The 26,409-nt window shown below is 33.1% G+C and carries 27 protein-coding genes; 15 read left to right on the forward strand and 12 right to left on the reverse strand.

Annotation, left to right across the window (positions count from 1 at the left end):
* Positions 1-7 precede the first annotated feature (7 nt).
* The 6 genes from sppA (at position 8) to EB239_RS06870 (ending at position 3,658) form a co-directional block, all read left to right on the forward strand.
* Positions 8-922, forward strand: a complete 915-nt coding sequence (gene sppA, locus EB239_RS06850; protein ID WP_003870289.1) for a signal peptide peptidase SppA — start codon at positions 8-10, stop codon at positions 920-922.
* A 30-nt stretch (positions 923-952) separates the two neighbouring features.
* Positions 953-1,408 (forward strand): type VII toxin-antitoxin system MntA family adenylyltransferase antitoxin, encoded by a 456-nt coding sequence (gene mntA / locus EB239_RS06855; protein WP_003870288.1) that lies wholly within the window; start codon positions 953-955, stop codon positions 1,406-1,408.
* A gap of 63 nt (positions 1,409-1,471) precedes the next feature.
* A complete protein-coding gene (gene hepT, locus EB239_RS06860; RefSeq protein ID WP_318261463.1) occupies positions 1,472-1,789 on the forward strand; it encodes a type VII toxin-antitoxin system HepT family RNase toxin in 318 nt (105 codons plus the stop codon).
* Between the two features lie 42 nt (positions 1,790-1,831).
* The gene (locus tag EB239_RS14965) at positions 1,832-2,287 is read left to right on the forward strand and encodes a hypothetical protein (protein ID WP_003870286.1); all 456 of its coding nucleotides are present in this window, start codon (positions 1,832-1,834) and stop codon (positions 2,285-2,287) included.
* Complete coding sequence (locus EB239_RS14970) at positions 2,245-2,733, forward strand: gliding motility protein GldB-related protein (RefSeq protein WP_003870285.1); 489 nt, start codon at positions 2,245-2,247, stop codon at positions 2,731-2,733. Before EB239_RS14965 ends, EB239_RS14970 begins: the two co-directional genes overlap by 43 nt.
* 112 nt (positions 2,734-2,845) lie before the next feature.
* On the forward strand, positions 2,846-3,658 hold the full coding sequence (locus EB239_RS06870) for an MFS transporter (RefSeq protein ID WP_003870284.1): 813 nt from the start codon (positions 2,846-2,848) through the stop codon (positions 3,656-3,658).
* A gap of 72 nt (positions 3,659-3,730) precedes the next feature.
* Here the strand turns inward: EB239_RS06870 and EB239_RS06875 are convergent, their stop codons facing one another.
* Positions 3,731-4,327: a superoxide dismutase gene (locus tag EB239_RS06875; RefSeq protein ID WP_003870283.1), complete on the reverse strand. Its 597-nt coding sequence runs from the start codon at positions 4,325-4,327 to the stop codon at positions 3,731-3,733.
* 347 nt (positions 4,328-4,674) lie between these two features.
* Between EB239_RS06875 and EB239_RS06880 the strand changes: the two genes are divergently transcribed.
* The 3 genes from EB239_RS06880 to EB239_RS06890 all read left to right on the forward strand — a co-directional run bounded on the left by EB239_RS06880 (position 4,675) and on the right by EB239_RS06890 (position 6,090).
* Entirely contained in the window at positions 4,675-5,052 is a 378-nt protein-coding gene (locus tag EB239_RS06880; RefSeq protein ID WP_003870282.1) for a type II toxin-antitoxin system Phd/YefM family antitoxin, read from the forward strand.
* A 1-nt stretch (position 5,053) separates the two neighbouring features.
* The gene (locus EB239_RS06885; RefSeq protein WP_003870281.1) at positions 5,054-5,416 is read left to right on the forward strand and encodes a type II toxin-antitoxin system RelE family toxin; all 363 of its coding nucleotides are present in this window, start codon (positions 5,054-5,056) and stop codon (positions 5,414-5,416) included.
* A gap of 119 nt (positions 5,417-5,535) precedes the next feature.
* Positions 5,536-6,090 carry a TIGR01440 family protein gene (locus tag EB239_RS06890; protein WP_003870280.1) on the forward strand — a complete coding sequence of 185 codons (555 nt, stop codon included), beginning with the start codon at positions 5,536-5,538 and terminating at the stop codon, positions 6,088-6,090.
* A 26-nt stretch (positions 6,091-6,116) separates the two neighbouring features.
* On the opposite strand, the gene EB239_RS06895 is transcribed toward EB239_RS06890, so the two are convergent.
* Complete coding sequence (locus EB239_RS06895) at positions 6,117-8,252, reverse strand: S-layer homology domain-containing protein (protein ID WP_003870279.1); 2,136 nt, start codon at positions 8,250-8,252, stop codon at positions 6,117-6,119.
* 78 nt (positions 8,253-8,330) lie between these two features.
* On the reverse strand, positions 8,331-9,254 hold the full coding sequence (locus EB239_RS06900) for a glycosyl hydrolase family 18 protein (RefSeq protein WP_003870278.1): 924 nt from the start codon (positions 9,252-9,254) through the stop codon (positions 8,331-8,333).
* Positions 9,255-9,443: 189 nt separating this feature from the next.
* Here EB239_RS06900 and EB239_RS06905 point away from each other — a divergent pair, with 189 nt between their 5' ends.
* From EB239_RS06905 to EB239_RS06915, 3 genes are all read left to right on the forward strand, one after another.
* On the forward strand, positions 9,444-10,721 hold the full coding sequence (locus tag EB239_RS06905; protein WP_003869069.1) for a transposase: 1,278 nt from the start codon (positions 9,444-9,446) through the stop codon (positions 10,719-10,721).
* 294 nt (positions 10,722-11,015) lie between these two features.
* A complete protein-coding gene (locus tag EB239_RS06910; protein WP_003871713.1) occupies positions 11,016-11,297 on the forward strand; it encodes a LiaF transmembrane domain-containing protein in 282 nt (93 codons plus the stop codon).
* Positions 11,298-11,381: 84 nt separating this feature from the next.
* Positions 11,382-11,795 carry a PspC domain-containing protein gene (locus EB239_RS06915; RefSeq protein WP_003871714.1) on the forward strand — a complete coding sequence of 138 codons (414 nt, stop codon included), beginning with the start codon at positions 11,382-11,384 and terminating at the stop codon, positions 11,793-11,795.
* 14 nt (positions 11,796-11,809) lie between these two features.
* On the opposite strand, the gene EB239_RS06920 is transcribed toward EB239_RS06915, so the two are convergent.
* The 4 genes from EB239_RS06920 to EB239_RS06935 form a co-directional block, all read right to left on the reverse strand.
* A complete protein-coding gene (locus EB239_RS06920; RefSeq protein WP_129545119.1) occupies positions 11,810-13,285 on the reverse strand; it encodes an IS1182 family transposase in 1,476 nt (491 codons plus the stop codon).
* A gap of 110 nt (positions 13,286-13,395) precedes the next feature.
* On the reverse strand, positions 13,396-14,481 hold the full coding sequence (locus EB239_RS06925; protein WP_003871654.1) for a polysaccharide deacetylase family protein: 1,086 nt from the start codon (positions 14,479-14,481) through the stop codon (positions 13,396-13,398).
* A gap of 177 nt (positions 14,482-14,658) precedes the next feature.
* Positions 14,659-15,855: an IS701 family transposase gene (locus tag EB239_RS06930; RefSeq protein ID WP_003869480.1), complete on the reverse strand. Its 1,197-nt coding sequence runs from the start codon at positions 15,853-15,855 to the stop codon at positions 14,659-14,661.
* 225 nt (positions 15,856-16,080) lie between these two features.
* A complete protein-coding gene (locus EB239_RS06935) occupies positions 16,081-17,400 on the reverse strand; it encodes an amino acid permease (RefSeq protein ID WP_003871609.1) in 1,320 nt (439 codons plus the stop codon).
* A gap of 115 nt (positions 17,401-17,515) precedes the next feature.
* Between EB239_RS06935 and EB239_RS06940 the strand changes: the two genes are divergently transcribed.
* Positions 17,516-18,019, forward strand: a complete 504-nt coding sequence (locus EB239_RS06940) for a hypothetical protein (RefSeq protein WP_003871608.1) — start codon at positions 17,516-17,518, stop codon at positions 18,017-18,019.
* A gap of 201 nt (positions 18,020-18,220) precedes the next feature.
* Here the strand turns inward: EB239_RS06940 and EB239_RS06945 are convergent, their stop codons facing one another.
* From EB239_RS06945 to EB239_RS06965, 5 genes are all read right to left on the reverse strand, one after another.
* Positions 18,221-19,498, reverse strand: a complete 1,278-nt coding sequence (locus EB239_RS06945) for a transposase (RefSeq protein ID WP_003869069.1) — start codon at positions 19,496-19,498, stop codon at positions 18,221-18,223.
* A 216-nt stretch (positions 19,499-19,714) separates the two neighbouring features.
* Positions 19,715-20,008, reverse strand: coding sequence for a CC/Se motif family (seleno)protein (locus EB239_RS06950; RefSeq protein WP_003871285.1), 294 nt, complete (start codon positions 20,006-20,008; stop codon positions 19,715-19,717).
* Between the two features lie 18 nt (positions 20,009-20,026).
* Positions 20,027-21,823: a carbon starvation CstA family protein gene (locus EB239_RS06955; RefSeq protein WP_003871284.1), complete on the reverse strand. Its 1,797-nt coding sequence runs from the start codon at positions 21,821-21,823 to the stop codon at positions 20,027-20,029.
* A gap of 135 nt (positions 21,824-21,958) precedes the next feature.
* Positions 21,959-22,726: a LytR/AlgR family response regulator transcription factor gene (locus tag EB239_RS06960; protein ID WP_003871283.1), complete on the reverse strand. Its 768-nt coding sequence runs from the start codon at positions 22,724-22,726 to the stop codon at positions 21,959-21,961.
* Positions 22,698-24,437, reverse strand: a complete 1,740-nt coding sequence (locus EB239_RS06965; RefSeq protein ID WP_003871282.1) for a sensor histidine kinase — start codon at positions 24,435-24,437, stop codon at positions 22,698-22,700. Before EB239_RS06965 ends, EB239_RS06960 begins: the two co-directional genes overlap by 29 nt.
* Before the next feature lie 205 nt (positions 24,438-24,642).
* On the opposite strand from EB239_RS06965, the gene EB239_RS06970 reads away from it, so the two are divergent.
* Both EB239_RS06970 and EB239_RS06975 read left to right on the forward strand, forming a co-directional pair.
* Positions 24,643-25,218, forward strand: coding sequence for a sigma-70 family RNA polymerase sigma factor (locus EB239_RS06970; protein ID WP_003871281.1), 576 nt, complete (start codon positions 24,643-24,645; stop codon positions 25,216-25,218).
* Positions 25,215-26,363 carry a DUF4349 domain-containing protein gene (locus tag EB239_RS06975; RefSeq protein ID WP_003871280.1) on the forward strand — a complete coding sequence of 383 codons (1,149 nt, stop codon included), beginning with the start codon at positions 25,215-25,217 and terminating at the stop codon, positions 26,361-26,363. The genes EB239_RS06970 and EB239_RS06975 overlap by 4 nt, the downstream gene beginning before the upstream one ends.
* The last annotated feature ends 46 nt before the right edge of the window (positions 26,364-26,409 follow it).

Genomic DNA, 26,409 nt, shown 5'->3' on the forward strand with positions numbered 1-26,409 from the left:
GAAAAAAATGAGTAAAAAAGCGTTAATAGGATTAATTTTTATAGTCTTGATAATTAGTACTGTTATTGCTTCCATTTTTCTTACAATGCCCCAAGAGAATAAAAGTGTGCCATCGGTTTCAAACACAATAGGTGTTATAACAATTGAAGGAGTTATAGGGGAGACAAACATATTGGGGATTCCACAAGTCACAGGGGATCCAGTCGAGCAGATAAGAAAAGCTCAAGAGGATAGTACTGTAAAGGCAGTTGTTGTCAAGATAAATAGTCCAGGAGGTTCTGCAGCAAAATCTGTAGAAATATACACAGAGCTTAAAAGGTTAAAAGAAACAGGGAAAAAAGTGATAATTTCAATGGGGGATGCGGCTGCGTCAGGAGGATATATGGCAGCTTGTGGCGGAGACATAATAGTGGCAAATCCTGCCACAATAACAGGAAGTATTGGAGTTATAATGCAGTATACAAATTATGAAGGGCTTTACGATAAGTTGGGATTAAAAGAGATAACAATAAAGAGCGGTCCTTATAAAGATATGGGTTCTCCTACCAGAGATTTAACTCCGGAAGAAAAGAAAATATTACAAGGAGTCATAGATGATACTTATGAGCAGTTTGTAGAGATTGTATCTGAAGGGAGAAAGATGCCTATAGACAAAGTAAAAGAATTAGCAGATGGCAGGATATTCACAGGAAGGCAGGCACTTAAAGTTGGTCTTGTAGATAAATTAGGGGATTTTTACGATGCGGTTGACATTGCAGCCAAAGAGGCTGGCATACAGGGCAAACCTGTGTTAAAATATTACACAACTCCAAACCCTTTGAGTATACTTTTTGGAAGCGGGGCAAAGAGCAATTTAGAAGGTACGGGACTTGAGATATTAAGGCTTTTGTTTATTGATAAATGGAGTTTAAATTACAAGTAAAGATGAGTTTGTTATGTGAGGGTAAAGTTTATGTTTTATGAAATAGATGGTGTCTTTTATGACAAAGAAAAATTAAGTGAGTTTGTGAAAGAATACGATGTATCTTTAATCTTGATATTTGGTTCTTATGCAAGAGGAAAGGCAAATGAATTGAGTGACTTAGATATTGGAATAAAATTTACTAAAAAGATAGATATGAATTTGTATAATTCAATATTAAAAGAGCTTATAGAAATTTTTAAAAGAGATGACATTGATGTTGTTATTTTAAATTATGCAGATCCTCTTTTGCGCTTTGAAATCATAAACAATTGCAAGGTTTTATATGAGGCTTATTCTGGAGCTTATTTGGATTTTTATTTATATTCTGTAAAAAGCTATGATGATATGAGGAAATTAAAAAAGTTAGAAGAAAATTATTTAAAAAAGGGGATAAAAAATGAATTACAAAGATGTCATCCGCCGCAAATTAATAAGTCTTTCTAATTATGTGAAACACTTTTACCAATAACGGAATATACTTATGAGGAATATATAAGCAATTATTTTATCTATTACACTGGAGAAAGGCTTATACAGCTCATAATAGAAACTTGTATGGATATAAACTCCTTAATTGCAGAATATAAAGGCTTTAAACCTCCTAAAAGTTATTATGAATCCTTCATAATGCTTGGTGATAATCAGATTTTGCCTAAAGAAGTTGCAGGAGAGCTAGCTTCTTTTACTGGCATGAGAAATAGAATTGTTCACCAATATGAAGATGTAAACCACAAGATAATTTTTGACAATTATAAAAATCTTATAGAGTTAGTTGACAAATATATTGATATTGTGACTGATTTTATAGAAAAAATTGAAGAATGAATTTTTTATAGGAAATTGCATATAAGAGGGGGGTTACAAAAAATGATACATTATATTTATCTTGATGGTATAAATGCACTTAAAGAGTTAAATTGGGAGGCATTTTTAAATAATTATCTTGAAAAGAATCGATTAGTTATAAAGGAATATTGCAATAATTTCTTTTTCACAAAAGAGGTGCCATGGGAAAGATGCATTGAAGAGTATAAAAAGCATTGGTTTGAAGAAAGTAAAAATAGGGAAGATTTGTTTTCTAAGTTTAATGAAGAAAAAATACGCTTTAATGTATCTAAGGGGATAGATAAAATTAAAGAAGTTTTTCCAGAAGCTGAAGATATAGATGTGTATGTGCTTATAGGACTTTACAGTAGCAATGCTTTTCAATATTTTCTTGAAGGTCGACCTGCTGTAGGTTTAGCAGTAGAGGCTCATGGGACGATTTTTTTGGTATACCTATGCCTTATGAAGATATACCTTTATGGCTTTCTCATGAAATAGGCCATGCACTTCACTATAAAAATCCTTCACATCCTTTGGCAAAATGGCTTTACCAAAATGGTCTGAAATTAGATAAAGCAGTGGAGGAACTTCCGCTTTTTGAATTTTTAATTGATGAAGGCTTGGCAGTTATGACTACAAGATGGGTTTTTCCTGAAGAGCCTTTGCATAAAGTATTAGGATATACAGAGGATGTTTACCACTGGTGTGTGAATAATGAAAAAGAACTTTTGAGTAGGTTAAGAAATATTTGGGATAAACCTCCAGGTAAAGAAGAGTATTTTAGATATTTTAGTGGATATGATGAGAGTATTCCTCCACGCACAGGATATTATATTGGAATGCGCCTTATAGAAAGTTTTATTGAAAGGCACCCTGAAATAGATAAAAGTGAGCTTTTTACAATTCCGGCAGAGGAAATAGTATCACCGTCGGTGTATAATTGACCAAGGAGTAATGAAAAAATTGACTCCTCGCTCGAAATATGATATACTAGCCTGGTGGTTTGAAGATTTTATATTCTCTTTTTGTGTATTCGTTTACACAAGGAGGCATTATATGAAAATAGAAAAAAATATAATGAAGTTCACGCTGTATAATATTTTTACGAAGGCGTTATTCATGGATGCTATTTTTACACTGTATTTATTTGCCCACGGTTTGAATGTAACCCAGATTATGTTGCTTGGGACTTTTTCTTTTTTAACGACAACTTTTTTTGAAGTTCCAGGTGGTGCTGTAGCAGATAAGTTTGGCAGAAAATATGGTTTATTTTTTGGAGCATTTTTACAAGCAATTGGCGTCGTATTTTTTATAATTGGACAGAGTTATCTATTTTTTATTGCCGGGTCGGTAATATTTTCGATTGGAGCTACTTTTATATCGGGGACGGACAACGCTTATTTGTATGACTTTTTAAAGGAAAATAATATTGCAGATAAGTTTCAACAAATTGATGGCAGTAGAAAAAGCAAGCGTATAACTGATTTATTTAAAGATAAAGGACAGGTTTATATATATGTAGTATTATTCTTGTTTTTAATATTGATGAGTCAAATTAAATCTTTATATTTCGCTTTACCATTACTTTTTATTTTCCATGCAATTAGAGGTACAGCTTCTCCCTATATTTTCAGACGTTTGAATGAGTGTATAATTTCAGAAATGCGTGCCTCAATATTATCTTTTTACAATTTATTGATGGATTTATTTGTGGCTGTTGCTGCTCCTCTACTGGGATATTTGATGGATAGAACAGGCATATATTATACATATCTGATAATGTCGCTAAGTTTTTTATGTCTGATAGCCGTTATTTCTCTTTTAAAGGCGAAAAAAATTAAAAAAAGGGATATTAACACTTTTGAATGAGTTAATAATTTCCGAAATGAATAGAGGGAGGTTTTTGTCTCAGACATAAACCTCCCTCTATATAAGTTTTATTTAAAAAGAATGCATTTCTATCCAAGAGGTCACCCTTTTATTTACTTCCTCCCATTTTATATTGTTCATAAAGGCCTCTATATAGCTTCTTTTATCAGTTCCGTAGTCTATAAAATAGGCATGTTCATAAGTGTCAAGAACTAAAAGAGGAATTGTCCTTAATACTATTCCTTGATTGTGAAGGTCTTGAAGGTAATTGTGAAGTTTTAAATCTATAGGGTCAAAACAAAGGACAGTCCAACCGCGGGAAGCCATTCCACAGGCTATGAAGTCCTGTCTCCAGTTTTCAAAAGAGCCAAAGTCAAGTGTAATCATTGAAGCTATTATGCCATCTGGGATGCCACCTGGTCCTCCTAAGTTTTCAAAATATAACTCGTGAAGTTTTACTCCATCTAAATTGTAAGTCTCTTCTAATTTAAGTTCTCTGTATTCACTATAACTGGCATTTGCTTTTGAACGATCGACTGTTTTTAATTTTTCACGTATTTCGTTTGTCTTTTCTACATATCCATTGTATAACTTGTAGTGTTCTTCAAGAGTCCTTTGAGATATTCCTCTTAAAACTAAATTATATTTTTTTGCTACAAGCTTATCCATATTATTCCTCCTCTTGCATATCTAATTTTAGCATATGAAAAGATATATAATTAGTGCATATAAAAATTTACACAGAGGGTCTGTGCAAAATGCCATTGTAAGCTATCGACTAACTTTTGACACGCACAGACAGAGGAACCGTCCCCATGTCTTAGTCCCCATGTCTTACAAAGTTTTGATATAAAGGTCCTGTAGAGGGTAATTACCCTATACAGGGCCATAATTTTTCAGATGATAAATGAAGTTAGTAATTCATTAAAATTTTCATTAATTTTTAATTGAAAATTTGTTATACTACTGGTATAATTTAATTGAGCAAAGAATAAAATAGGAAGGAAGGATGTACATTGATAAAAGTGGGTGATGCAGTTATGAGCAAAAGAAAGTTTTTAAATCTTAAAGATTTGGCTTCGTATATGATTTCCGTGAGTGATTTAGGGAGAGGGAAAGCATCAAAAATTATAGAGAAGGTTGCTAAAAAAAAGGAACATTATATAGTTGTTAAAAATAACAAACCTCAAGCAGTAATTATACCTATCGAAGAATATGATGAACTTATAGAAGCACAGGAAGACCTTGAACTTTTACAGCTTGCAATCGAAAGGACAAAAAATTTAAAAGAAGGAGAAACTATACCTTTTGAGGAGATTCTTAAAGAAGATGGATTGACAAAAGAAGAATTAAAAGAATTAAAAAAGTACATCGATATTGTGGAGATTGAATAATATGTGGGAAGTGGCATTTATACCAGAAGCAAAAAAAGATTTGGATAAGCTGGATAAAAGTATTAGAACTATTGTATACGCGGGCATTGAAAAAGTAAGGTCTAATCCTCTCCCTCAAAGTGAAGGTGGTTATGGAAAACCTTTGGGTAATAAACAAGGAAACAATTTGACAGGCTTTTTTAAGATCAAGTACAAGGATATAGGAATAAGAGTAGTGTATACACTCGTTAGAGATAAAAAACTCATGAATATAGTAGCGGTTTCTCCAAGAGATGATTATTGTTACTCAGTAGCAGAGAAGAGAAGAAGAAAATACGGGAATGATTTATTTACCAAAGGATTCGAAAAGTTAGAAAGTGAATAAAAAACATATGCCAATGGGACATTTTAACACAAGATTTAGTGTTTTTTATTAAGGACAGTGAAAGGATTCATTTTGAATATGGTATAATGGTGGTAAAGGGTAGTTCAGGAGGGATAGAAATGGATTTAAAAGAGATTTCAAAGCAGGCAGAGGAGGTCATAGAGGAGTTACTTGACATAGCAAATTTAAAGCCGGGGAGTCTTTTTGTCTTGGGTGGAAGTACAAGTGAAATATTGGGCAAGAAAGTGGGAACTGCAGGAAGTCTTGATGTGGCAAAAGCAGTGGTGGACCCAATTTTAGAGGCTCTACATAAGCGAGGGTTATACCTTGCAGTACAGGGTTGTGAGCACATAAACAGGGCGCTTTTGGTGGAGGAAGAAGCACAAGAGAAGTACGGGCTTGAAGTGGTAAATGTCATTCCTCATGAACATGCAGGAGGGTCAATACAGACTTATGCTTATCAGCAGTTTAAGAATCCTGTAATGGTGGAAAATTTGAAAGGGTTGGGACATGCAGGGCTTGATATAGGGCTTGTACTGATTGGAATGCACTTAAGGCCTGTGGTTGTTCCTGTGAGATTAAGCCGAAATAAAATAGGGGAAGCTACAATTGTTGCTGCAAGGACTAGGCCTAAGATGGTAGGAGGAGAAAGGGCAAGATATAAAAAATTATAAAAGGGCACGGAAGACCGTGCCTTAAGTTATTTATTCAATTGAAGGTATCTTACTATTACAGCAGCAGCCTGGGCTCTTGTTAAAGGCTGTTGTGGGTCAAAGTATCCATCTGAACCATTCATTATTTTAAGACCTGATATTATAGCTATATATCCTATCATGTCTTGAGGTATTTTATCTTTGTCTTTAAAGTTTATTGTAAATATATCTGAAATATCAGCTATATAACCCACACCTAAACTTTTTACAAGCATCTTTGCTGCTTGTTGTCTTGTGACCATAGAATCAGGGCTTTTCTCTTTTTCTGTTATGATGTTTTTATTTATTGCTATGGCATAGTAAGTGTCATAATCATCTGGAGATTTTGGCACAGGGTCATAATAGGGAGGCTGTATTGCTCTAATGAGCATTTTTACAAAATCTTTTTGGAGTATGTCTTTATCTGGATAGAATTTGTCTTCTTTTACATCAATTATTCCGTATTGCACTAAGAGTTTTATATCCTTTTCTGCCCAGTTGCCTTCTATGTCTGTAAAAACAACCTCTGATTTTTTAACTACAAGTTTTCCACTGTAATCTACAATTTGGCCAGTTTTCGCATTTATATAGTTGTAGAAGTTTGATTGATACGCAAGTCGTATTGTTGGTGGTTTATCTGGAGATTTATAGTCATAGTCTGGAATGTACGTTAATGTAAATTCAGAGTTGTCAAACATTATCTTGTAAGCTTCCTCAAGGCTTATTATATTTTCCGGAGAAGGCAATTTTACAGAAGTCCAATGTATGGAATATGAGACTATTTCCCCTGTATATGGACTTACATTGACGTTTATATTGTTGAAAGGACACAAAATTCCATTTGTTACTTCTACATATCTGAATGGATATGCTGGCATTTCAATCATTTTGGAGCTTTCGGGAATATTTGTTTCTTGATATGCTGTTTTGCTGAACTTTTCAGGTACTATTTTTTTAAGGTAATCTTCAGCGATTTTTCTCATCTGTTCTTTGGTGTAGGAAAGTTCTTTTCCTTGCACATTGTCTATGTCGGGACCTCCTCTGGAAAAGGAAGTTAGTTCACCTGTAACTGCATCGACAGAAGCGGTTACATAGTAGTATTTATTGTCTTTAGTTAAAGTCCAATCAAGATACCATATAGGATTTGATTTTGCAGGAGGATAATCATAGCCGCTATATAAGTTTACGCTGCTTAGCTTGTAATCGCTTATTGAAAAAGGAAGGCTGTTTTTAACTACTTCAATAGCTTTGTCTTTTGATATGTATTTTTCTGAGGCTTCGACTGCTTTTTGCTCTTCTGGAGAGAGTTTTTGTGTAGATTCTCTTCCTACTTCGCTGCCTCCACCTCCGCCATCATACATTGACACATAATAGTATTCATTTGTTTTTATTTCTCCTGTAATAGCATCAATTGGCGCATTTTGGTATATGCCATAGACTAATATTGCTTGAGGTTCATTGCCGTATACTTGGTTGTAGACCAAGTTGTATTGAAGTTTTAAACCTATTTTTTCTTTAAAGATTTTTATTGCCTCTTCCTTAGATATTGCAGCTTTTGGGTCGGGGAAGGAATAATCTTCCCAATTTAATGAGTAAGAGGTTACTTTTAAAGTATTTTTATTTACTGTGACGTATAAGGCGTTATACGGGAAAGGTATACCGTTTACTATTCTTTCAAAGGTGAAGTTATAGTCATTAGAATAGTATTCATTGTAACCATAGTTATTATTGTTAATTTGTTCTTTTGTTTCTTTGAATTTTTCAGGAGCTACTTTTTGTAAGAATTCAATTGCCACTTTTTTTGCTTCATCCTGCGTGTATTTTGGGATTCTTGGCTGTTCTTGTGCAATGGGGCTCCAACTGTAATAGTTTGTAATTTCACCTGTATCGGCATCTATTGTGACGCTTATGTTGCCTTTTGAAGAAGAATTCCAATTGAGATTCCATGACTTTTTATTGCCGTATTCATAGTAGTTAGAGTTAAAGTCGTAGCCGCTATCACTTATGCCGAGTTTTTGTTTTGCTATTTCAATGGCCTGTTTTAAACTTATCTTTGTATCAGCTTGTGCCTGTGCCATGTTTGATGGTATCATAAGTGTAAACAGGAAGGCAAGGGCAATTGCGATGGAAATAAATTTTTTCATAAAAGAAACCTCCTCCTTTAGTTTTTTCATTTTATTAGACGTAAAAAAGATAAAAAAGTTCCCATAAAGATAAAAAAGTTATCTTCCTCTTAAAATATTCCATATATTAGGGTCTTCTTGGTCCAATCTCCATACTGCTATACCGGATAGTTTGTAGCTGTCTACTAAAGATAATTTTGCAGAAAAGCTTTTTGAATCTTCAAACCAGACTGTATGAACTTTGCCATCTAATACGTAAGTGTAAGTGGATTCTTGAGCTGTTTCGTCATACAGTATATTTATTCCTAAATTTTTAGCTAGAGTTATCGCTTGTTGATATGTGGGAGTTCTGGGATAATTTACTCCCTGTGTCCAGTCATATCCATAAACGGCCATTCCTAGCCATATCTTTTGAGGAGGTATAACTGTTGTAGCGTAATTTAAAACATTTGTTACAAAACCTATAGAGGCGATGGGACCAGGTTGTGAAAAATGTTCATCATAGGCTAAAATATATACTTCGTCGGCATATTGGGCGATAAAGGAATATTGAAAAGCGCCTGAAAAAGGATGCCTTGGATTGTCAGCCAGTTCTGCTGGGACAGAAATTGTGACAATTTTTCCTATGGCTTTTAAAGAAGTGTATAAGTCTCTTATAAAAATGTTTAAATTTTCTCTGTCTTCGGGCGGTACAAATTCAAAGTCTATATTGATACCAGGGTAATTGTTAATTACTGCAACATCTCTGATACTTGCAATAAGAGTGTTTCTTAAAGAGGAAGTCGACAATAAATCGTGTATTAGTTGTGACTTTTTAGGGTCTGAATAGTTGTGGATTATGGCATAAATAGGTAAATTGTTGTCGGAGGCAATTTTTTTGACGTCAGTAGAAGACATGTCAGCGAGAGTTCCATCTTCTTTTACTCCATACCAAAAAGGGATGAGGGTTGTTATATCCTTTGCATGGGCCTTCAAATCATCGATAGCACCGGGAGCTATATCAAAATACCATTTGTTATCCATTATTACACCTCCAAAGTTATTTTTTTAGACTTGTGCAAAATTCAGAAGCCTTAATTTAAGCCATTCTACAGACATACTTTTTTCCTATCACTCTTGAATTTTTTATCTTTTATGTAGGATTTCCCCTCCCATTTGTCGAATTATTATATATACACTATAAAAAATTTTTTAAGAAGGAGGAAATCCTACATGTACCAGCTTCAATTGCTTTTAAATATACCTGAACTCTTTACCTCTCAGTCTAAAATTGATTTCTATTCTTCTATGTTTGAAAATCTTGACCTGTCTTCAATACCTGAATTCCCTTCCTCTAGTCCTGGCCGTAAGGGTTATTCTCACCATGCACTTTTTAGAGCTTTTATTGTCATGAAAGCTGAAAGATTCGGCACAATTTCTGACCTTTTAGATTATCTCCGCAATAATCTTATCATTGCTCATCTTTGTGGCTTCGACATTTCTAAACCTCTTCCTTCTTATTGGACTTTTCGCCGTTTTATTAATGACTTCTCTCATGATTATTTGACCTCTATTTTTCAAAATCAGGTCAATATCCTCAAAAATATGGGTATTATCTCCGGTGAGTTTATTTCCATGGATTCTACCCCTATTAAAGCTAACACTAAGTTAAATAACCCTAAGTCTTTTTCTAAAAATAAATTCTCTAAAGATAATCAGCCTAAGTCAGATAAGGATTGTAAATTAGGCGTTTATTCTGCTTCTAACGATTCTTCTAATAAACGCTATAAGTTTTATTGGGGCTATAAAAATCACATTATTGTTGATGCTATCTCTGGTTTACCCATCGCTGAAACTACTACCCCCGCTGATGCCCCTGATTTTGAAGCCGCTTTATCTTTGCTTGAGAAGACTAATAAGTGGTTTAACCTTAAGTATGTTAATTTTATTGCTGATAAAGGCTATGATGTTAAGAAACTTTATAATTATGTTAGAAATATTCTCCACGGTCATTGCTTTATTCCTCTTAACAAGCGTAATTCTAAAAATCCCCCTCTGACTGATGATGGTTATATGGTCTGTGAAGCGGGTATTAAAATGCTTAAAGATGGCAAGCAATATTTTGATGGTTTTATTAAGCAAAAATTTGTTTGCAAGTTCTGTAATTCTAAGGATGATTCTGCCTGCCCTATAAATCATCCTAAATATTTTAATGGCAAAAAGCATAGAGGCTGTACTAAGTATGCTATTATATCTTCTGATTATAGGTCCTCTATTAATAGAGACTCCCTATATTTTAAGGCCGTCTACAAATTGAGAATTGAATCAGAAAGATATAATTCCCGCTTTAAAGCTCTGGATTTTGAAAAGGCTTATGTTAGAAATATTAATTCTGTGAGCAACCTTAATACTTTTGGCCATATTACTTTGCTTACTGTCGCTATTGTAGCTATTAAATTGGGCAAATATGATGAGTTTAGATCTCTTGTTGCTTTGATGCAATCGGCCTAATTTTTATTGAATCTATTTCATGCCATTTTTTAACATTTGACTTCTACAGGATATTTATGCCCTTTTTTAGCTCCTCTTTTTGTCTTTTCTTTTCCCTTACCACTTCCTTTATGTTTGATTGTCAGTGTTGATTACTATATATTGTATGTAATACATATTTTGGTTTTTGATTATGATTATTTTAATTAATTTTGCACATCCCTAATTTTTTATAAAAATTTTTTTATTTTGACTTTATACTTTCATAATATGTATAATGTTTTATAGAGTGAAATAAAGGAGGCAACGGTAAAAATGAAAAAAAGAACGGGAATTTTAGCTAGTGCACTTTCTCTTATATTTGTGGGGATTTTGTTACTTTTACCGAACTTTAATGTATATGTGCCTTATTTTGTTTATAAAATGGTATGGCCTGCCTTTTTTATTTTGCTAGGTTTAGAGTTGATATTTAGCAATAAACTCTATGGAGAAGAAAATAGTAGCATTAATTTAGGGGTCATATTATTGGCAATTTTGATTTTAATTTTTACAAGCAAACTTTTTTATTTAGATCCTTTAAGTATCATCAATTTTTGACAGGTAAAGTAGTAAGGAAAGAAAAAATTTATCTGCAAAGCTGTAGAGATAGTATATATAATAAATTAGATTGGAGGTCAAAATATGGATAGAAAATTGTACAGGTCTAGGGAACAAAAAATGTTAGGAGGAGTTTGCGGGGGAATAGCGGAGTACTTTGATGTTGACGTGACTTTAGTAAGGCTTATTTGCCTTTTGGCTATATTTAGCGGTTTTGGATTGATTCCATATATCATTGCGTGGATAATAATACCAGAAAATCCTTATCAATTAAAGGAAAAAATTATAGATGAAGAGCCTAAAACCGGAGAGCAACAAGATAACGCAGTAGAAACAGAAGATAAAACTAACAAAGCAAATGAAGTTTTAGGTTGGGTTTTAGTGATTTTGGGAGTATTGCTTTTATTAAATAGATTATTACCTTGGTTGAGTTTTAAAATTATTTGGCCAGTTTTGCTGATTATAATTGGTTTAGGGATTTTATTTAAAAAAACATAGGGAGCATGTGCTCCCTACAGTTTGTTGACAAAGTAAAATTTTAGCCCCTGTTTTCTTAGTACCGAAAACAGGGGCTGTATATATCTGGATAAAATTTTCTTTAAAACTCCAAATAATGGATAAAGTTTTGAAATGTCAAAGGGCCCTTTGCCCTTCCTCCATAACCATAAGGCCATTTTCTTTAAATTCATGGCAGCAAAAACAAGCATCGCTTGCATGGACAATTTTTCTTTCCCTCTTAATGTTGTCCATCGCAAACCATGCTTCTCCTTTAAATCTGCAAACACTCTCTCTATTGTCTCTTTCCTTCTCTCATATACTTCTTTACAGTAAGGTGTATGCCTTAGGTGTTCTGCTTCTTCTACATATCCTTCCCATATGTGCCTGAATATCCTCTTTGTGTAGTCTTTACTTTGGGTACACTTTTCTCTTAAAGGACAGTTTTTACATTTTTCTGGGTTTGATTTGTATTCTCTATATCCTTCTCTATTGGTTGTAACATATGTTAGTATTTCATTCTGCGGGCATATGTAACAGTCATAATATTCATCATACACAAACTCATGTTTCTTCATAAAACCGTCTTTTGTTTTTGGTCTTGTGTATGGCACTGCTGGTATTATTTCTCTATCAAATATTGTCTTTAATATGTACGGATTTTTGTATCCTGCATCTACTGCTATTGCTTTCGGTTTTCCTACCCTATTTTCAACTTCTTTTAGTACTTCTTCAAACATTACGCTGTCGTGTACATTCGCTGCTTCAACTTTTACTCCTAATACAAATCCGTTTTTATCGCAGGCTGTGTGAAAGGAATATGCAAAACATTTTTCTTTTTCATTTTTGTTTAACATTCCACTATCTGGGTCTGTTTTGCTTACTTTTACTTCTTTCGTCTTTATCGTCTTGATTTTCTTTAATGGCTTTTTTCCATGAGCTTCTCTATCTTTGTTTATTTCTTCTTCTAGTTTTTCTTGGTAAGTCTTGGCTTCTTGTTCTATTATTTCTTTTGTATATTTTTTCTTATTGGCACTTGCTTTTACGTGAGTGGAATCTATGAATACTTCCTCTGCATTTACTAACCCATGCCTTATTGCTTCTTCTAAAATCTTCGTAAATATTTTCTCAAATATGTCTGTCCCTTTGAATCTTCTTATGTAGTTCTGGCTAAATGTTGAAAAATGAGGTATTTCTTCTGTTAGTCCATACCCTAAAAACCATCTATATGCAACGTTTGTTTTTATTTCTGCTATTGTTCTTCTTATCGACGGTATACCAAAAAGATATTGAATGAACAGTATTTTTATCAATACTACTGGATCTATACTTGGTCTGCCGTGATCTTCGGAATATTTGTCCTTTACTAAATCGTATATGAAGCTAAAGTCTATGACTTTTTCTATCTTTCTTAAAAGGTGGTCTTTTGGTACTAATTGATCTATGCTTACAAATTCTATTTGATGTCTTGCATCCTGTTTCTTTGTTAACATCTTCCTTCTCCTCTCCTCTTTTGCTTTATACCACTAAAATAACAAGGAACCCTTCTCATCATAACGGGTTCCCGATATTTTGTCAACAGTCTGTAGGGAGCATGTGCTCCCTAATCTTTTTGCTGTTCTTGGTTGTTATTTGCTATATTATTTTTTTCATAATTTAAAAGCTCTGATACAGTTACAAAACTATAACCTTCAGATTTTAGTTTTTCTATTATCTGAGGAAGTGCAGCTAAAGTATTAGTTTTTCCTTCATGCATGAGAATTACTGAACCGTTTTTTGTGTGACTTATCACCCGATTGACTACATTTTCTACTGCTGGGCTTCGCCAATCATCTGGGTCTACATTCCATAAAACAACGTGAAGTCCCAATGCATCTGATATTTCTAAAAGAGTTTTGTTAAAAGCTCCATAAGGAGGTCTAAAAAGTATAGGTTTTACTCCTGTAGATTCAACGACGATTTTTTGCGTTTTGTAAAGTTCCTCTACCATTTGCTCTGGTTTCATTTTCGACATATTAAAGTGGCTGTAGGAATGTAGTCCAATTTCATTGCCATTTTCATAAATATATTTTAGAAGTTCAGGATGTTTTTGAGCATTTTTACCAATGACAAAAAATGTAGCTTTTACCTCCATGCTTTTTAAGATATCAACATATTTCTCTGTATATTCTGGTATCGGTCCGTCATCAAAGGTAAGAGCAACTACTTTACCTGCACTTTTGTTGTAACCAAAAACCCTTTTATTAAAAGGGATAGGAGGTCCAAAGAGTTTTTCTATCTCAGATTTATTGAGCAATTTGAATATGAAAGTACTTATGCCATAATCTTTATCTAAATTATCAATTTGAGGAGAAATATTTTCCTCAGGTGACACATTTGTAGTATCACTTACTTTAGTGTCTTTTGTAGTATTAGGGTTTACAGAATTTTGGTTTGAAGAAGTTTGTTTAGAATTATTTTTTTCCTGATTTTTGGTAGTATTAGGTTGTTGTTGCAGTGGGGAGGAACTTTTTTCTTCGTCAGATGGTGTGTCCCAAATTTTTGTGGTAGAATTTACTTGTACATATCTATCCTCAAACATATATTTATAGGCAAAAGCTGCTGAACCAATGAGGACTGACAGTAAAAACACTATTATAAGTGTATAAATTATACTTCTATTTTTTTTGCGGCGTCTTCTTGGGGCCATATAATCATCTCCTCGTTGCTTCAATTATACTATTTAAACTGTTAGCAGTTATTAATAATTAATTAATTTTATGTTACAAATTTGTAATATTTAGAGGAATTAACTCTTGAGGTTTATTTTTAACTATAGATGAGAAAAATTGATAACAAATATTACCATAAAATAGATGCACTACACCTATGCTAACTGTAGTTCTGCTAAAATTTCATCAATAGGTACTTTATTATTAGCTCGCTCATACAGCCATTGAACACGCTGCTTTTGTACTTCTTTGCGTACCATTTTTATTCCTTGCCCAAATTTGCAATATTCGTCGCCTGAAGTCGTACAATACAGGTATGTCAATGATATAAGCCATAATAATCTATCTATTGATTTTGTTGATCGTACTTGATATGTATTTAGTCCAAGATTATTCTTTGTCTGCCTAAAGAATATTTCTATAGGCCATCTTTGACTGTAGTAATTTAGAATAGTCTCGGTATCTAATTCAGTATCAGTACAGATAAATGCATGTAGAGCATTTTCATTTTTAAAAGCTTTCTCAGGCCAGCACAATACTACTACAGCATTATCTATGCCATTTAAGGCTCCTTCATAGCGATATACCCAGTAATTAGAACCGTTTACTGTAACGAGGCAAACTTCGTTCTTTTCGATATATTGGGCAAAATCTTTTATCTGAATTCTGATGCCTTGTGGATAGATAATCCTGTTAGTTTTTAATGCTCCTATGAGATGGTATCCTCTTTCGAAATGTGCTTCTATTACTTTTTTGTTTATGTACCATGAATCACATAGTCCATATGCTGGTCCTTTAGGTATTGGAAGCATAGATACCATTTCACATATTCTTTCGATTTTGCTTTTGCCACCTTTTTCATAGCGCTCAATGCAGTAAGGTAATACCACATTGCCGCAAGATAGCATCATGGTAAGAAGTTGATGTCCCCAAACTTGCTTCCCTTTTAAATGTGATTGATGGAATCCTGTTGCCTGGATAGTATGTTTAGCCTGTAACGAAGGCTTTGTCTTCTCAGCAATAGTATCATCAAAAATCACAAATATCGGCTTGTTGCTAGTTTGGGATAATTCAAATATAATGCGAATAACTTCTCGCCTTATAGCTCTCCATGCATACTCTATATTCCAAACACCTTGGCTTAAGAATTTGCCAAACGTGGTTCTATGGCAATTAGCAAGGCTTAAATTAACTATATCTGTAACAGTACCACTATAACCTTTTTGAGTGGCAGCAATTATAAATTCTAAAATATGACGAATAACAGGTTTAGTAAAATATAATGCAAAATTTAATTTCATTAAGTACTGGATTATTGATGAATTTTCTGTTATTCTTTTATTATGAGACATTTGCTCCACTCCTATGATTAATATTGTTATAGGGTAACAACATATTAATACCATAGAAGCGAGCATTTGTCTCTATTTTTATTAAATTTTTTCATATAAGTTTGTTATGGTAATTTATGTTAGTGAATTTTCTCATCTATAGTTTTTAATTATTTTTGGTTTCCATATATGTAGACGTAGCAGGAATGACAAAGTTTCAAAAAATATGACAAATTATTAGTACTTTTACCATACGTCAAAAAGATTAAGTTTTTTAGTTATATAATATAAAAAGAAGATTATTAGGAGTATTATAATTCCTCCGACAAATCCAACAGATTGTTTTGGTATTAACAATGAGGAAGACAATACTATCCCTATCAGCATTATTGTAAACCATTCTTTTTTTGAAGATGATGTATTTCCCATGACAGGTTTGTATTTTATAAATGTGTAGAGTATTATTATCCAGTTGAAAAATTGTACAAACCCTGTAGCGCTTGTTATATATTCGTAGACGTCCTTTGATAGTATGTAAGAAAGAATAACTGCTATGAAAAGCCCAAAACTACTTAAGGCAAGAGCATATATGGGTACATCTCTTTTTGTTTTTTTTGTTAGAAAAGTAGGAGCAAACCTGCTTTGTCCTAAAGAGTAGAGGACTTGTGTTACGGCATACATTGCGCCATTCATTGTAGTTAAAGCTGCCGTAAGTATTACAAAATTCATTATTGAAGCTATAAAGGGAATTTTGGTAAAGGACAAAAGTTTTATAAAAGGGCTTTCGTTAATGGAGATGGTGTCCCATGGTATTATCATTAGTAATAGGGTTATTGAGGAAATGTATAATATTGTAAGAAATAAGACTATATATTTACGAGCTATTGGAGTATATTTTTGAGGATTTTTCGTTTTTACTGCTGACATTGCTACAACTTCTACACCGCCAAAGGGGATTAGTGACATGAGCATTGCACCTAAAAATCCTTTTATACCGTGAGGTGCAAATCCCCCATGAACATAGAGATTTTTAATTCCCATAGTAGGAGTCTTTGCAAAAAAGCCCATTAGTGTAAGGATCCCTACTATGACTATAATAAATAAAGCCACTATTTTTATAGTAGAAAACCAGGATTCAATTTCTCCAAAGTTTTTCGTTCCAGTTAAATTGATAGTTATAACTAAAGCGGAATATATAAGAGAAAAAATCCATAAGGGTACTTTAGGAAACCAATATTTTGTAAATATAGCTGATGCAGTTACTTCACTGGACATGATGAAAACTCCTGCTGTACAGTACACCCAGCCGCTCAAAAAACCTCCAATATCTCCCAAAGCTTCTTCTGCGTATACTCTAAAAGTTCCTTCTACCGGTTTATAAGTAATCATTTGTGACAGTGCATAAAAAACTTGTGACATGATAAAAGCTGATACAACGTAATTAAGTATAATAATAGGGCCGGCAGTATGAATTGCAATGCCACTGGCTAAGAAAAATCCTGCCCCCAAAATTCCTCCAACGCCGATAAGTACTAATTCGTTGACAGATAGTGCACCTTTTTCCATATTTACACCTCCACAAATTGTTAGTATTATTATTGGCAAATTAGTGTTAGCTTATTATTGCAAATTTAACTATTCTATAGTAAAATTCGATATTATAAATTGAAGGAGGTGCTGCATGAAATACAAAACTTTTACAAAAAAAGAAAGGGTGCTCTTATATCTTTTGATATTATTGATTTATACAGTGCTTTTAGTGAGCTTTTTTAATGCTTTTATTGATGTAAACGAAAAAAGGATTCATGTATTTGATACTTTGCTTGAGTGGTTTTTATATGTTTTTTTAGTGATGGTATTTTCAGGATTTTTGCTATCTTTGGCTAATTCTTTTCACGAGTTAAATGAAGACCGGTTGATATTGAGATTTGGAATTTTAGGATTTATGCATATAAGATATAGTGATATATCTGCGATTTCAGAGTATAACGAAAAAGACATTCCTTTTGGGGGAATGCGTATTTTGAAAAATACTTGTTATATGGCTTTTGCTAAAAGAAGTCTTGTTAAGATAGAATTAAAAAAGAAAGTTCGAGTATATTATTTATTCTTTTTCAAAAGATGGGTAGATACTGCTATTTTTTCTGTGGATAAAAGAGAGGAATTTATAAAAGAGTTAAATTAGGGATGTGCAAAATTAATTAAAATAATCACGAACAAAAACCAAAATATGTATGACATACAATATATAGTAATCAACACTGACAATCAAACATAAAGGAAGTGGTAAGGGAAAAGAAAAGACAAAAAGAGGAGCTAAAAAAGGGCATAAATATCCTGTAGAAGTCAAATGTTAAAAAATGGCATGAAATAGATTCAATAAAAATTAGGCCGATTGCATCAAAGCAACAAGAGATCTAAACTCATCATATTTGCCCAATTTAATAGCTACAATAGCGACAGTAAGCAAAGTAATATGGCCAAAAGTATTAAGGTTGCTCACAGAATTAATATTTCTAACATAAGCCTTTTCAAAATCCAGAGCTTTAAAGCGGGAATTATATCTTTCTGATTCAATTCTCAATTTGTAGACGGCCTTAAAATATAGGGAGTCTCTATTAATAGAGGACCTATAATCAGAAGATATAATAGCATACTTAGTACAGCCTCTATGCTTTTTGCCATTAAAATATTTAGGATGATTTATAGGGCAGGCAGAATCATCCTTAGAATTACAGAACTTGCAAACAAATTTTTGCTTAATAAAACCATCAAAATATTGCTTGCCATCTTTAAGCATTTTAATACCCGCTTCACAGACCATATAACCATCATCAGTCAGAGGGGGATTTTTAGAATTACGCTTGTTAAGAGGAATAAAGCAATGACCGTGGAGAATATTTCTAACATAATTATAAAGTTTCTTAACATCATAGCCTTTATCGGCAATAAAATTAACATACTTAAGGTTAAACCACTTATTAGTCTTCTCAAGCAAAGATAAAGCGGCTTCAAAATCAGGGGCATCAGCGGGGGTAGTAGTTTCAGCGATGGGTAAACCAGAGATAGCATCAACAATAATGTGATTTTTATAGCCCCAATAAAACTTATAGCGTTTATTAGAAGAATCGTTAGAAGCAGAATAAACGCCTAATTTACAATCCTTATCTGACTTAGGCTGATTATCTTTAGAGAATTTATTTTTAGAAAAAGACTTAGGGTTATTTAACTTAGTGTTAGCTTTAATAGGGGTAGAATCCATGGAAATAAACTCACCGGAGATAATACCCATATTTTTGAGGATATTGACCTGATTTTGAAAAATAGAGGTCAAATAATCATGAGAGAAGTCATTAATAAAACGGCGAAAAGTCCAATAAGAAGGAAGAGGTTTAGAAATGTCGAAGCCACAAAGATGAGCAATGATAAGATTATTGCGGAGATAATCTAAAAGGTCAGAAATTGTGCCGAATCTTTCAGCTTTCATGACAATAAAAGCTCTAAAAAGTGCATGGTGAGAATAACCCTTACGGCCAGGACTAGAGGAAGGGAATTCAGGTATTGAAGACAGGTCAAGATTTTCAAACATAGAAGAATAGAAATCAATTTTAGACTGAGAGGTAAAGAGTTCAGGTATATTTAAAAGCAATTGAAGCTGGTACATGTAGAATTTCCTCCTTCTTAAAAAATTTTTTATAGTGTATATATAATAATTCGACAAATGGGAGGGGAAATCCTACATAAAAGATAAAAAATTCAAGAGTGATAGGAAAAAAGTATGTCTGTAGAATGGCTTAAATTAAGGCTTCTGAATTTTGCACAAGTCTAAAGAGTTAAATAAGAAAGCAGGGAAAATGCCTTAATAAGCAATTTCCCTGCTTTAAATTACTTTCCATCCATTGATTGCAAGATATTTTATACCTAAAATACTTTTAAGTTCAATTGTTAGATTTTCTAATTCCCTTTCATATATTATTTTGTCTACGTATACGTTAATTCTGTCAACTCCTACAATATAGTATTTTTCTTGATTTTTTGGAATACCAATAAATATTTCTGGGGTGAGGTTAGGCTCTATACAGCAATTTTGGATGTCATGATATTTAATGTATATATTGCCGCCTTTTTTGAGTATATATACTTTTGCAGCTTTAGTGATTTTCAAATAAAACACCCCGTTTCAAAATCTACTTTAATTAAATACACTTGCTTTAATTGCCTCTTTTGTGAGTTTTCCTTTTTTGAGCCATCCATACCATTTTACTACAGAATCTATTATAATGATGATTGCTAGCAGTATTATTGTAATTGAAAGCACTACAAGTAACATGTTACCCTTTGGAAGGTAATTGGTGACTATATTTAAGTATGCAGCGTATAATGTAGTCGTAGCCATAAATATAAAGGGAATCAATGTTATCCACATGTATTGAGGTTTTCCTTTTTTAATGATGACAGTTGTTCCTAGGGCTAAAGCTATTGCTGCAAGTAATTGGTTGGAAGTTCCAAATAGAGGCCATATTGTTGAAATATTTCCAGTATATACTAGGTAACCCCATGCGAAAGATATTAAGAAGCTTGTAAAAATTATCCCTGGCCACCAATTTCTATCTCCTAAAGGTTTGTATATTGCTTCACCTGCTTCTTGTAACAAATATCTTCCTATACGAGTGCCTGCGTCTATTGTAGTTAGAATGAATAATGCTTCAAATAGTATTACAAAATGATAGAGATATGCACTGAGATGCTCTAAAAAAGGAATTTTGGAGAAGATAAAGGTCATACCTACACCAAGAGTTACTGCACCACCTGGCCTTCCTGCTACATTTTCACCGACTAACTGAGATAAAACTGGTAAGTCTACGACTTTCATGCCCAACTTTTGGAAGACTTCAGGAGATACATTTATAGCAAAGTAATCAGCAGGGATTAAACTTGTTGCAGCTATTAACGCCATCATTGCAACAAAACCTTCTGCTAACATTGCTCCATAAGCTATAGGCAGTATATCTTTTTCGTTTTTTATCATTTTAGGCGTTGTTCCAGATGACACAAGAGAATGAAAACCAGATATGGCTCCACAGGCTATTGTTATAAACACATAAGGCCATACTTTTCCAGGGATTATAGGACCTCCTCCTGCGACAAATTGTGTTACAGCAGGCATTCTTATTTCAGGATTTACGATTATAACTCCTATTGCAAGAAGAAGCATTACACCTAATTTCATATAAGTGCTCAAATAATCCCTGGGCACTAACAAAAGCCACACGGGTAATACTGCCGCAATGAAACCATAACTAGCCAATATTACAGTCATTTCTTTTTGGCTAAATGTTAAATAACGAGCTAAAGCCGTGTGTTCAATGTAAGGTCCTGCCACAACGGACAATATCAAAAAAGTCACACCTATTATTGTTGCTCCTTTTACATCGTCAGGTCTAATCCATTTCATGTATATTCCCATAAAGATTGCTATAGGAATTGTGGCAGCAACTGTAAATGTTCCCCATGGGCTGTTGTATAAGGCATTTACTACAACAAGTGAAAGACCTGCCAGTGTAATTATAATTATTAAAAGGACGGCTATAGCAGTTGCTACTCCTGATACTTTACCTACTTCTTTTCTGGTAATGTCTATTATAGAAGATCCATCATGCCTTACAGAAGCGAAAAGTATTACCATGTCGTGAACTGCTCCTGCTAGTACTGCGCCAATTAAAATCCACAAAGCTCCTGGCAGATAGCCAAATTGTGCAGCAAGTACCGGTCCTACAAGAGGTCCTGCACCGGCTATTGCAGCAAAATGATGTCCAAAAAGGACCCATTTGTTAGTTGGAACGTAGTCATAGCCATTTTCCAGTCTATAAGCAGGTGTTGTCCTGTTTTCATCAAATGCCAGAACTTTGGCAGCGATGAAGGCGCCATAGAACCGGTATGCTAAAGCGTATACACTTGCTGTTATGATAACTAAAACTAGACCGTTCATTGAATATAACCCCTCCTGTAATAAATTTCAATTATAAGTTTAACACAGATTTTAAACGATTTCAGTCAATTTGAAATGAAAAGAAGAAATTAAACTATGAAAAGAAATATATATAGATAAAAAGAAATGACAGGGTTAATTATCCCTGTCAAGACCCAGCAAAAGTTTTAGTTCTTTTATTTGAGATTTGCCTACAGGTATTTGGGTTTTTTTGTTGTCATCCATTACCACCCAGTAAGTGCCTTTGAACCAAGGCAATATTTCTATTATTTTATTTAAGTTAACAATGTAACTTTTTTGAACCCTAAAAAAGGCATTTTCTTTAAGCTTTTCTTCAAGGCTTTTTATCGTTCCTTTGTATATAAAATTGTCACTTTTAGTTTTTACCATAACGTCTCCTTCATAGGCTTCTGCAAAAATTATTTCATCTAAATCGATAAGTTTTATTCTTCCATTTTTTTCAACAGCTAATTTTTCTATTTTTTTGTTTTCAAATTCTAAGGGGGGATTATATTGTTGTTTCCATTCCATATCTTTATAAAAGGTTCTTATTTTTTCTAATGTCTTATATAGCCTATGCTGACTTATTGGTTTTAAAAGATAATCAAGGGCTCCTATTTCAAAAGCTTCTATTGCGTGCATATCATAAGCGGTTACAAAAACCACATAAGGCAGTTTCCCGACAGAAGATATATGTTTTGCTACATCGGAACCGTTTATTTTTGGAATGTTTATGTCGAGAAATACTACTTCAGGCTTTAACTCTTCTATCAATTTTAGCGCTGAAAGACCGTTGTCAGCCTCTCCTACAATTTCTATGTCTTCATACTCACTAAGAAGATATTTGAGTTCATCTCTTGCAGGTGGTTCGTCGTCAATAATTAACGCTTTCAATTTCTTCATATACATCATCCCTTTTTAAGTAAGCTTTGGGTATTTTAAAAGAAACTTTTGTACCAATCTTTTCTTCGCTTTTAACTACTAGAGAACATTCTTTACAAAATATAGTAGTAAGCCTTTCATTTACATTATAAAGACCAATTCCTGCTCCATTGCCAAAACCTTTTCTCAAAAGATTTTGTTGGTCTTCTTGTTTTATTCCTATTCCATCGTCTTCTACACAAAAGCTAATGTAGTCTACTTTGTCTTTTATTTTTATTTTGATAGTTCCACCATTACCTTTCGGGAGGATACCGTGTTTTACGGCATTTTCAACTATTGGCTGAAGGGTAAAAGAAGGCATGTAATAGGACAGTACACTTTCATCAATGTCTTGTTCTATGTTTAGTTTATCTCCAAAACGAGCTTTTTCTATATATAAGTAAGCATTGATATTATTTAACTCTTGCTCAATAGTGACATACTTTCCTACATTTTTTAAATTGTGTCTAAAATATTCACTTAAATTTATTAAAAGTGCTCGCGCTTCATCAGGTTTTGTTCTTATAAAAGATATGACAGTATTTAAAGCATTAAACAAAAAGTGAGGATTAATTTGAGCTTGTAAAGCGTTAAGTTTTGCTTCAGTAGCTAATTTTCTCTGATATTCTGCATCAGCAATTTCTAATTGATAAGATATTAAATGTCCTAACCCTTTTGCAAGCTCAATTTCTGTATTTGAGATGACATTATTTCTCGATTTATTTCCTCCTTTGTAGAGTTTTAATGTTCCTACCACTTTATCGTACTTAAAAAGAGGCACAATTACAGCAGAGGATAAAGGACAATCCTCATGGGAACATCCGATTTCTTCTTTTGATTTGGCTATGCGGATTTTTCTGGTTTTTAAAACTTCTTTTGTCGCTTTTGTGAGTACTGGTGTACCAGGTTTATGGTGGTCTGAAGCGATACCTACGTGGGCTAAAATTTTCTTTTTGTCAGTTAATGTAACAGCCGATACATTTGTGGAATTATATATTATTTCTGCTGTTTTTTGTGCCGATTCTTCATTTAATCCTTTTCTTAAGTATGGCAGAGTTTTGGATGCAATTTCAAGGGCGATTTTTGCTTGCATGGCAGAGATTTGTTCTTTTTCATCGAAGACCGATTTAATTATTATCATAAATATAGCTATACCTGTTGCATTGACTATCATCATAGGTAATCCTATAATATCTACCAATTCTAAAGCTTGGGAAAAAGGCTTGGCAGTTGTTAAAATGATTAACATTTGTACAGCTTCACCTATAAATCCTGCTACAAATGCCAATTCCCAAGGGACATGTTCCCCTTTATAATATTTTCTTATAAGTCCACCAGAAAATCCTTCTAAAATAGTAGATACGCCACAAGACATTGCTGTAAAACCACCTAAGAAAAATCTGTGAACTCCTGCTATTAAACCTGCACCTAAACCTACTAAAGGGCCTCCTATTAAGCCTGCTACCATTGGACCTACCACTCTTGAGTTTGCAATAGCGTCTTTTATAGGTACACCGACGTAAGTTCCTGCAATACCTATTACCCCAAAGATGACCATGGTCAAAAGAAGGTCTTTTTTTGTAACGCGACTGTTATAGATTATTTTTTTGAAAAATTCTGCCTTAGAAAGCACAAAAGCTAGAAGAGCTATTATGCTAAACCTTTCTGCAAGTATTATCAGAAGCTCATACATATTTGTTCACTCCATTATCAAAAATTTTCTAAATTAGAAGGATAAAGTAATCAGCATGTCGTATTATTAATATATATCTTAATTATATTTATTCTACAGAAATAACTTTTTTCCTGCAACACATATTTTCCATATATTGCATCTTAATATTTGGGAACAAGTTTTATTTTTTTACGTCTAAATTGAATGAAAGGGAGGTTAGAAGGTGGGACAGGAGGAGTTGTTGGAGAGGGCAAAAGCTGGAGATGTGGAGGCTTTTGAAATTCTCGCAAGTGAGCATCAAAAATACATCTACAATGTGATATTAAGGATTATTTTTGACAGAGAAGAAGCATTAGACCTTACGCAGGAGACGTTGCTTAAAGCGTATTTAAATATAAAAAAATTTAAAGGGAATAGTAGTTTCAGAACATGGCTTTATAGAATTGCTGTAAACAGTGCTATAGATTATTTAAGAAAAAGAAATGTGGAAAGAAGTAATTTTAGAGAGATAGAGGAATTTGAAAATGGAGTAAAAGATTTTGAAACTCCTGAAGAGGTGGTAGATAAAAAATTAACTGCGGAAATTGTAATGAAAGAAATAAACAAACTTCCTATAGACTATAAAGTGGTTTTGATTTTAAGAGATATAGAAGGTTTAAACTATGAAGAAATATCCAAGATAATGAATTTGAATTTAGGCACTGTAAAGTCTCGCTTGTGGCGAGCAAGGAATCTGCTTAAAGAGAGAATAAAGTCTTTGCCAGAATTTTTATCATTAGACGAAAGGAGGCAAGTATGATGGATTGCAAAAAGGCACTTCAACTTATACCCCGATATATAGATGGTGAATTGGATGTAGCACAAAAGGAAGAATTAGAAAAGCACATAGAAAGCTGTGAAAGTTGCAGAAAAGAATATCAACTGGAGAAAAATATAATAGAAAGTTTAAAAAATATGCCTCCTTTAGAACTACCTGAAGATTTCAATAAAAAAATACACGAAAAATTGGTTTACCAGAAAAATATTTTAGAGAAGAAAAAAGAAAGGCTAAAAAAGACGTTAACAGTAGCAGTTATTGCAGCTTCTTTCATACTTATGACAGTATTTGTAGTAAATATTTTTAAATTTGATAAATCCTCACGAATAGAATCGAGTGCTCCTTCAAACAATATCAAAATGACTCAAAGTGCTGATTTGTCTAAAAAGGAAGGAATTAATAATGAAGTTAATATGTTTTCAATCACTGGTCAAAGAGGATTGCCAGCAGGAACTTCAAGGAAAATTACAAAAAATGCAACCATCTCCTTAGAAGTAGAAGATGTCAATGTATGTTATGATAAAGTGTTTAAATTGGTAAAAGAAGCAGAAGGCTTTATTGAAAGTTCTGATGAAACTGTATTTACCGATAATACCAAAAGGATAAATCTTGTTTTGAAGGTGCGGGAAGATAAATTTGAAAGTGTGATTTCTCAGATTAAAGAATTTGGTAAAGTAACAGCTTTAAGAATAGATAGTAAAGACGTTACAGAGCAGTATTATGATTTAAAAGCAAGACTAAAAAACTTAGAAATAGAGGAACAAAAACTTCAAGACATTATGAATAAGGCTTCTACAGTCAAGGAAATGCTTGAAGTAGAATCCGAAATAAACAGGATAAGAAGCGATATAGAATCAATGAAAGAACAGTTAAAAGTATGGGAAAATCTTACGAGGCTAGGAACCATAAATCTTTTAATAAGAGAGGTTTCCAAGGTTGAGAAACCTACGACTCTAGTTTCTTTTAAGGGAATCGGTAGAGATATAAAACAAGCTTTTATAAATAATGTAAATTTTTTAATATTTTTTATAAAGAAGCTGATAATAATATTGGCAATAGTTTTACCTTATGGTGCACTGGCTTTTATTGGGTATAAAGTGTATATCTATTTCAAAAAAAGAAGATGACAATTTACATCTTCTTTTTTTTGCGGTATATTAAAATACAAAGAAA

The sequence above is a fragment of the Thermoanaerobacter ethanolicus JW 200 genome (assembly GCF_003722315.1).
In the GTDB taxonomy this organism is placed as follows: Bacteria; Bacillota; Thermoanaerobacteria; order Thermoanaerobacterales; family Thermoanaerobacteraceae; genus Thermoanaerobacter; species Thermoanaerobacter ethanolicus.

Excerpts from the sequence above, each read along its gene's own strand:
- EB239_RS06905 (WP_003869069.1), top strand. The coding sequence starts at position 9,444 with ATGTACCAGCTTCAATTGCTTTTAAATATACCTGAACTCTTTACCTCT.
- EB239_RS06920 (WP_129545119.1), bottom strand. The coding sequence starts at position 13,285 with ATGTTAACAAAGAAACAGGATGCAAGACATCAAATAGAATTTGTAAGC.
- EB239_RS06925 (WP_003871654.1), bottom strand. The coding sequence starts at position 14,481 with ATGGCCCCAAGAAGACGCCGCAAAAAAAATAGAAGTATAATTTATACA.
- EB239_RS06885 (WP_003870281.1), top strand. The coding sequence starts at position 5,054 with ATGTGGGAAGTGGCATTTATACCAGAAGCAAAAAAAGATTTGGATAAG.
- EB239_RS14970 (WP_003870285.1), top strand. The coding sequence starts at position 2,245 with ATGCCTTATGAAGATATACCTTTATGGCTTTCTCATGAAATAGGCCAT.
- EB239_RS06975 (WP_003871280.1), top strand. The coding sequence starts at position 25,215 with ATGATGGATTGCAAAAAGGCACTTCAACTTATACCCCGATATATAGAT.
- EB239_RS06935 (WP_003871609.1), bottom strand. The coding sequence starts at position 17,400 with ATGGAAAAAGGTGCACTATCTGTCAACGAATTAGTACTTATCGGCGTT.
- EB239_RS06965 (WP_003871282.1), bottom strand. The coding sequence starts at position 24,437 with ATGTATGAGCTTCTGATAATACTTGCAGAAAGGTTTAGCATAATAGCT.
- mntA (WP_003870288.1), top strand. The coding sequence starts at position 953 with ATGTTTTATGAAATAGATGGTGTCTTTTATGACAAAGAAAAATTAAGT.
- EB239_RS06915 (WP_003871714.1), top strand. The coding sequence starts at position 11,382 with ATGGATAGAAAATTGTACAGGTCTAGGGAACAAAAAATGTTAGGAGGA.
- EB239_RS06890 (WP_003870280.1), top strand. The coding sequence starts at position 5,536 with ATGGATTTAAAAGAGATTTCAAAGCAGGCAGAGGAGGTCATAGAGGAG.
- sppA (WP_003870289.1), top strand. The coding sequence starts at position 8 with ATGAGTAAAAAAGCGTTAATAGGATTAATTTTTATAGTCTTGATAATT.
- EB239_RS06945 (WP_003869069.1), bottom strand. The coding sequence starts at position 19,498 with ATGTACCAGCTTCAATTGCTTTTAAATATACCTGAACTCTTTACCTCT.
- EB239_RS06875 (WP_003870283.1), bottom strand. The coding sequence starts at position 4,327 with ATGGATAAGCTTGTAGCAAAAAAATATAATTTAGTTTTAAGAGGAATA.
- EB239_RS06895 (WP_003870279.1), bottom strand. The coding sequence starts at position 8,252 with ATGAAAAAATTTATTTCCATCGCAATTGCCCTTGCCTTCCTGTTTACA.
- EB239_RS06870 (WP_003870284.1), top strand. The coding sequence starts at position 2,846 with ATGAAAATAGAAAAAAATATAATGAAGTTCACGCTGTATAATATTTTT.
- EB239_RS06910 (WP_003871713.1), top strand. The coding sequence starts at position 11,016 with ATGAAAAAAAGAACGGGAATTTTAGCTAGTGCACTTTCTCTTATATTT.
- EB239_RS06900 (WP_003870278.1), bottom strand. The coding sequence starts at position 9,254 with ATGGATAACAAATGGTATTTTGATATAGCTCCCGGTGCTATCGATGAT.
- EB239_RS06930 (WP_003869480.1), bottom strand. The coding sequence starts at position 15,855 with ATGTCTCATAATAAAAGAATAACAGAAAATTCATCAATAATCCAGTAC.
- EB239_RS14965 (WP_003870286.1), top strand. The coding sequence starts at position 1,832 with ATGATACATTATATTTATCTTGATGGTATAAATGCACTTAAAGAGTTA.
- EB239_RS06940 (WP_003871608.1), top strand. The coding sequence starts at position 17,516 with ATGAAATACAAAACTTTTACAAAAAAAGAAAGGGTGCTCTTATATCTT.
- EB239_RS06955 (WP_003871284.1), bottom strand. The coding sequence starts at position 21,823 with ATGAACGGTCTAGTTTTAGTTATCATAACAGCAAGTGTATACGCTTTA.
- EB239_RS06960 (WP_003871283.1), bottom strand. The coding sequence starts at position 22,726 with ATGAAGAAATTGAAAGCGTTAATTATTGACGACGAACCACCTGCAAGA.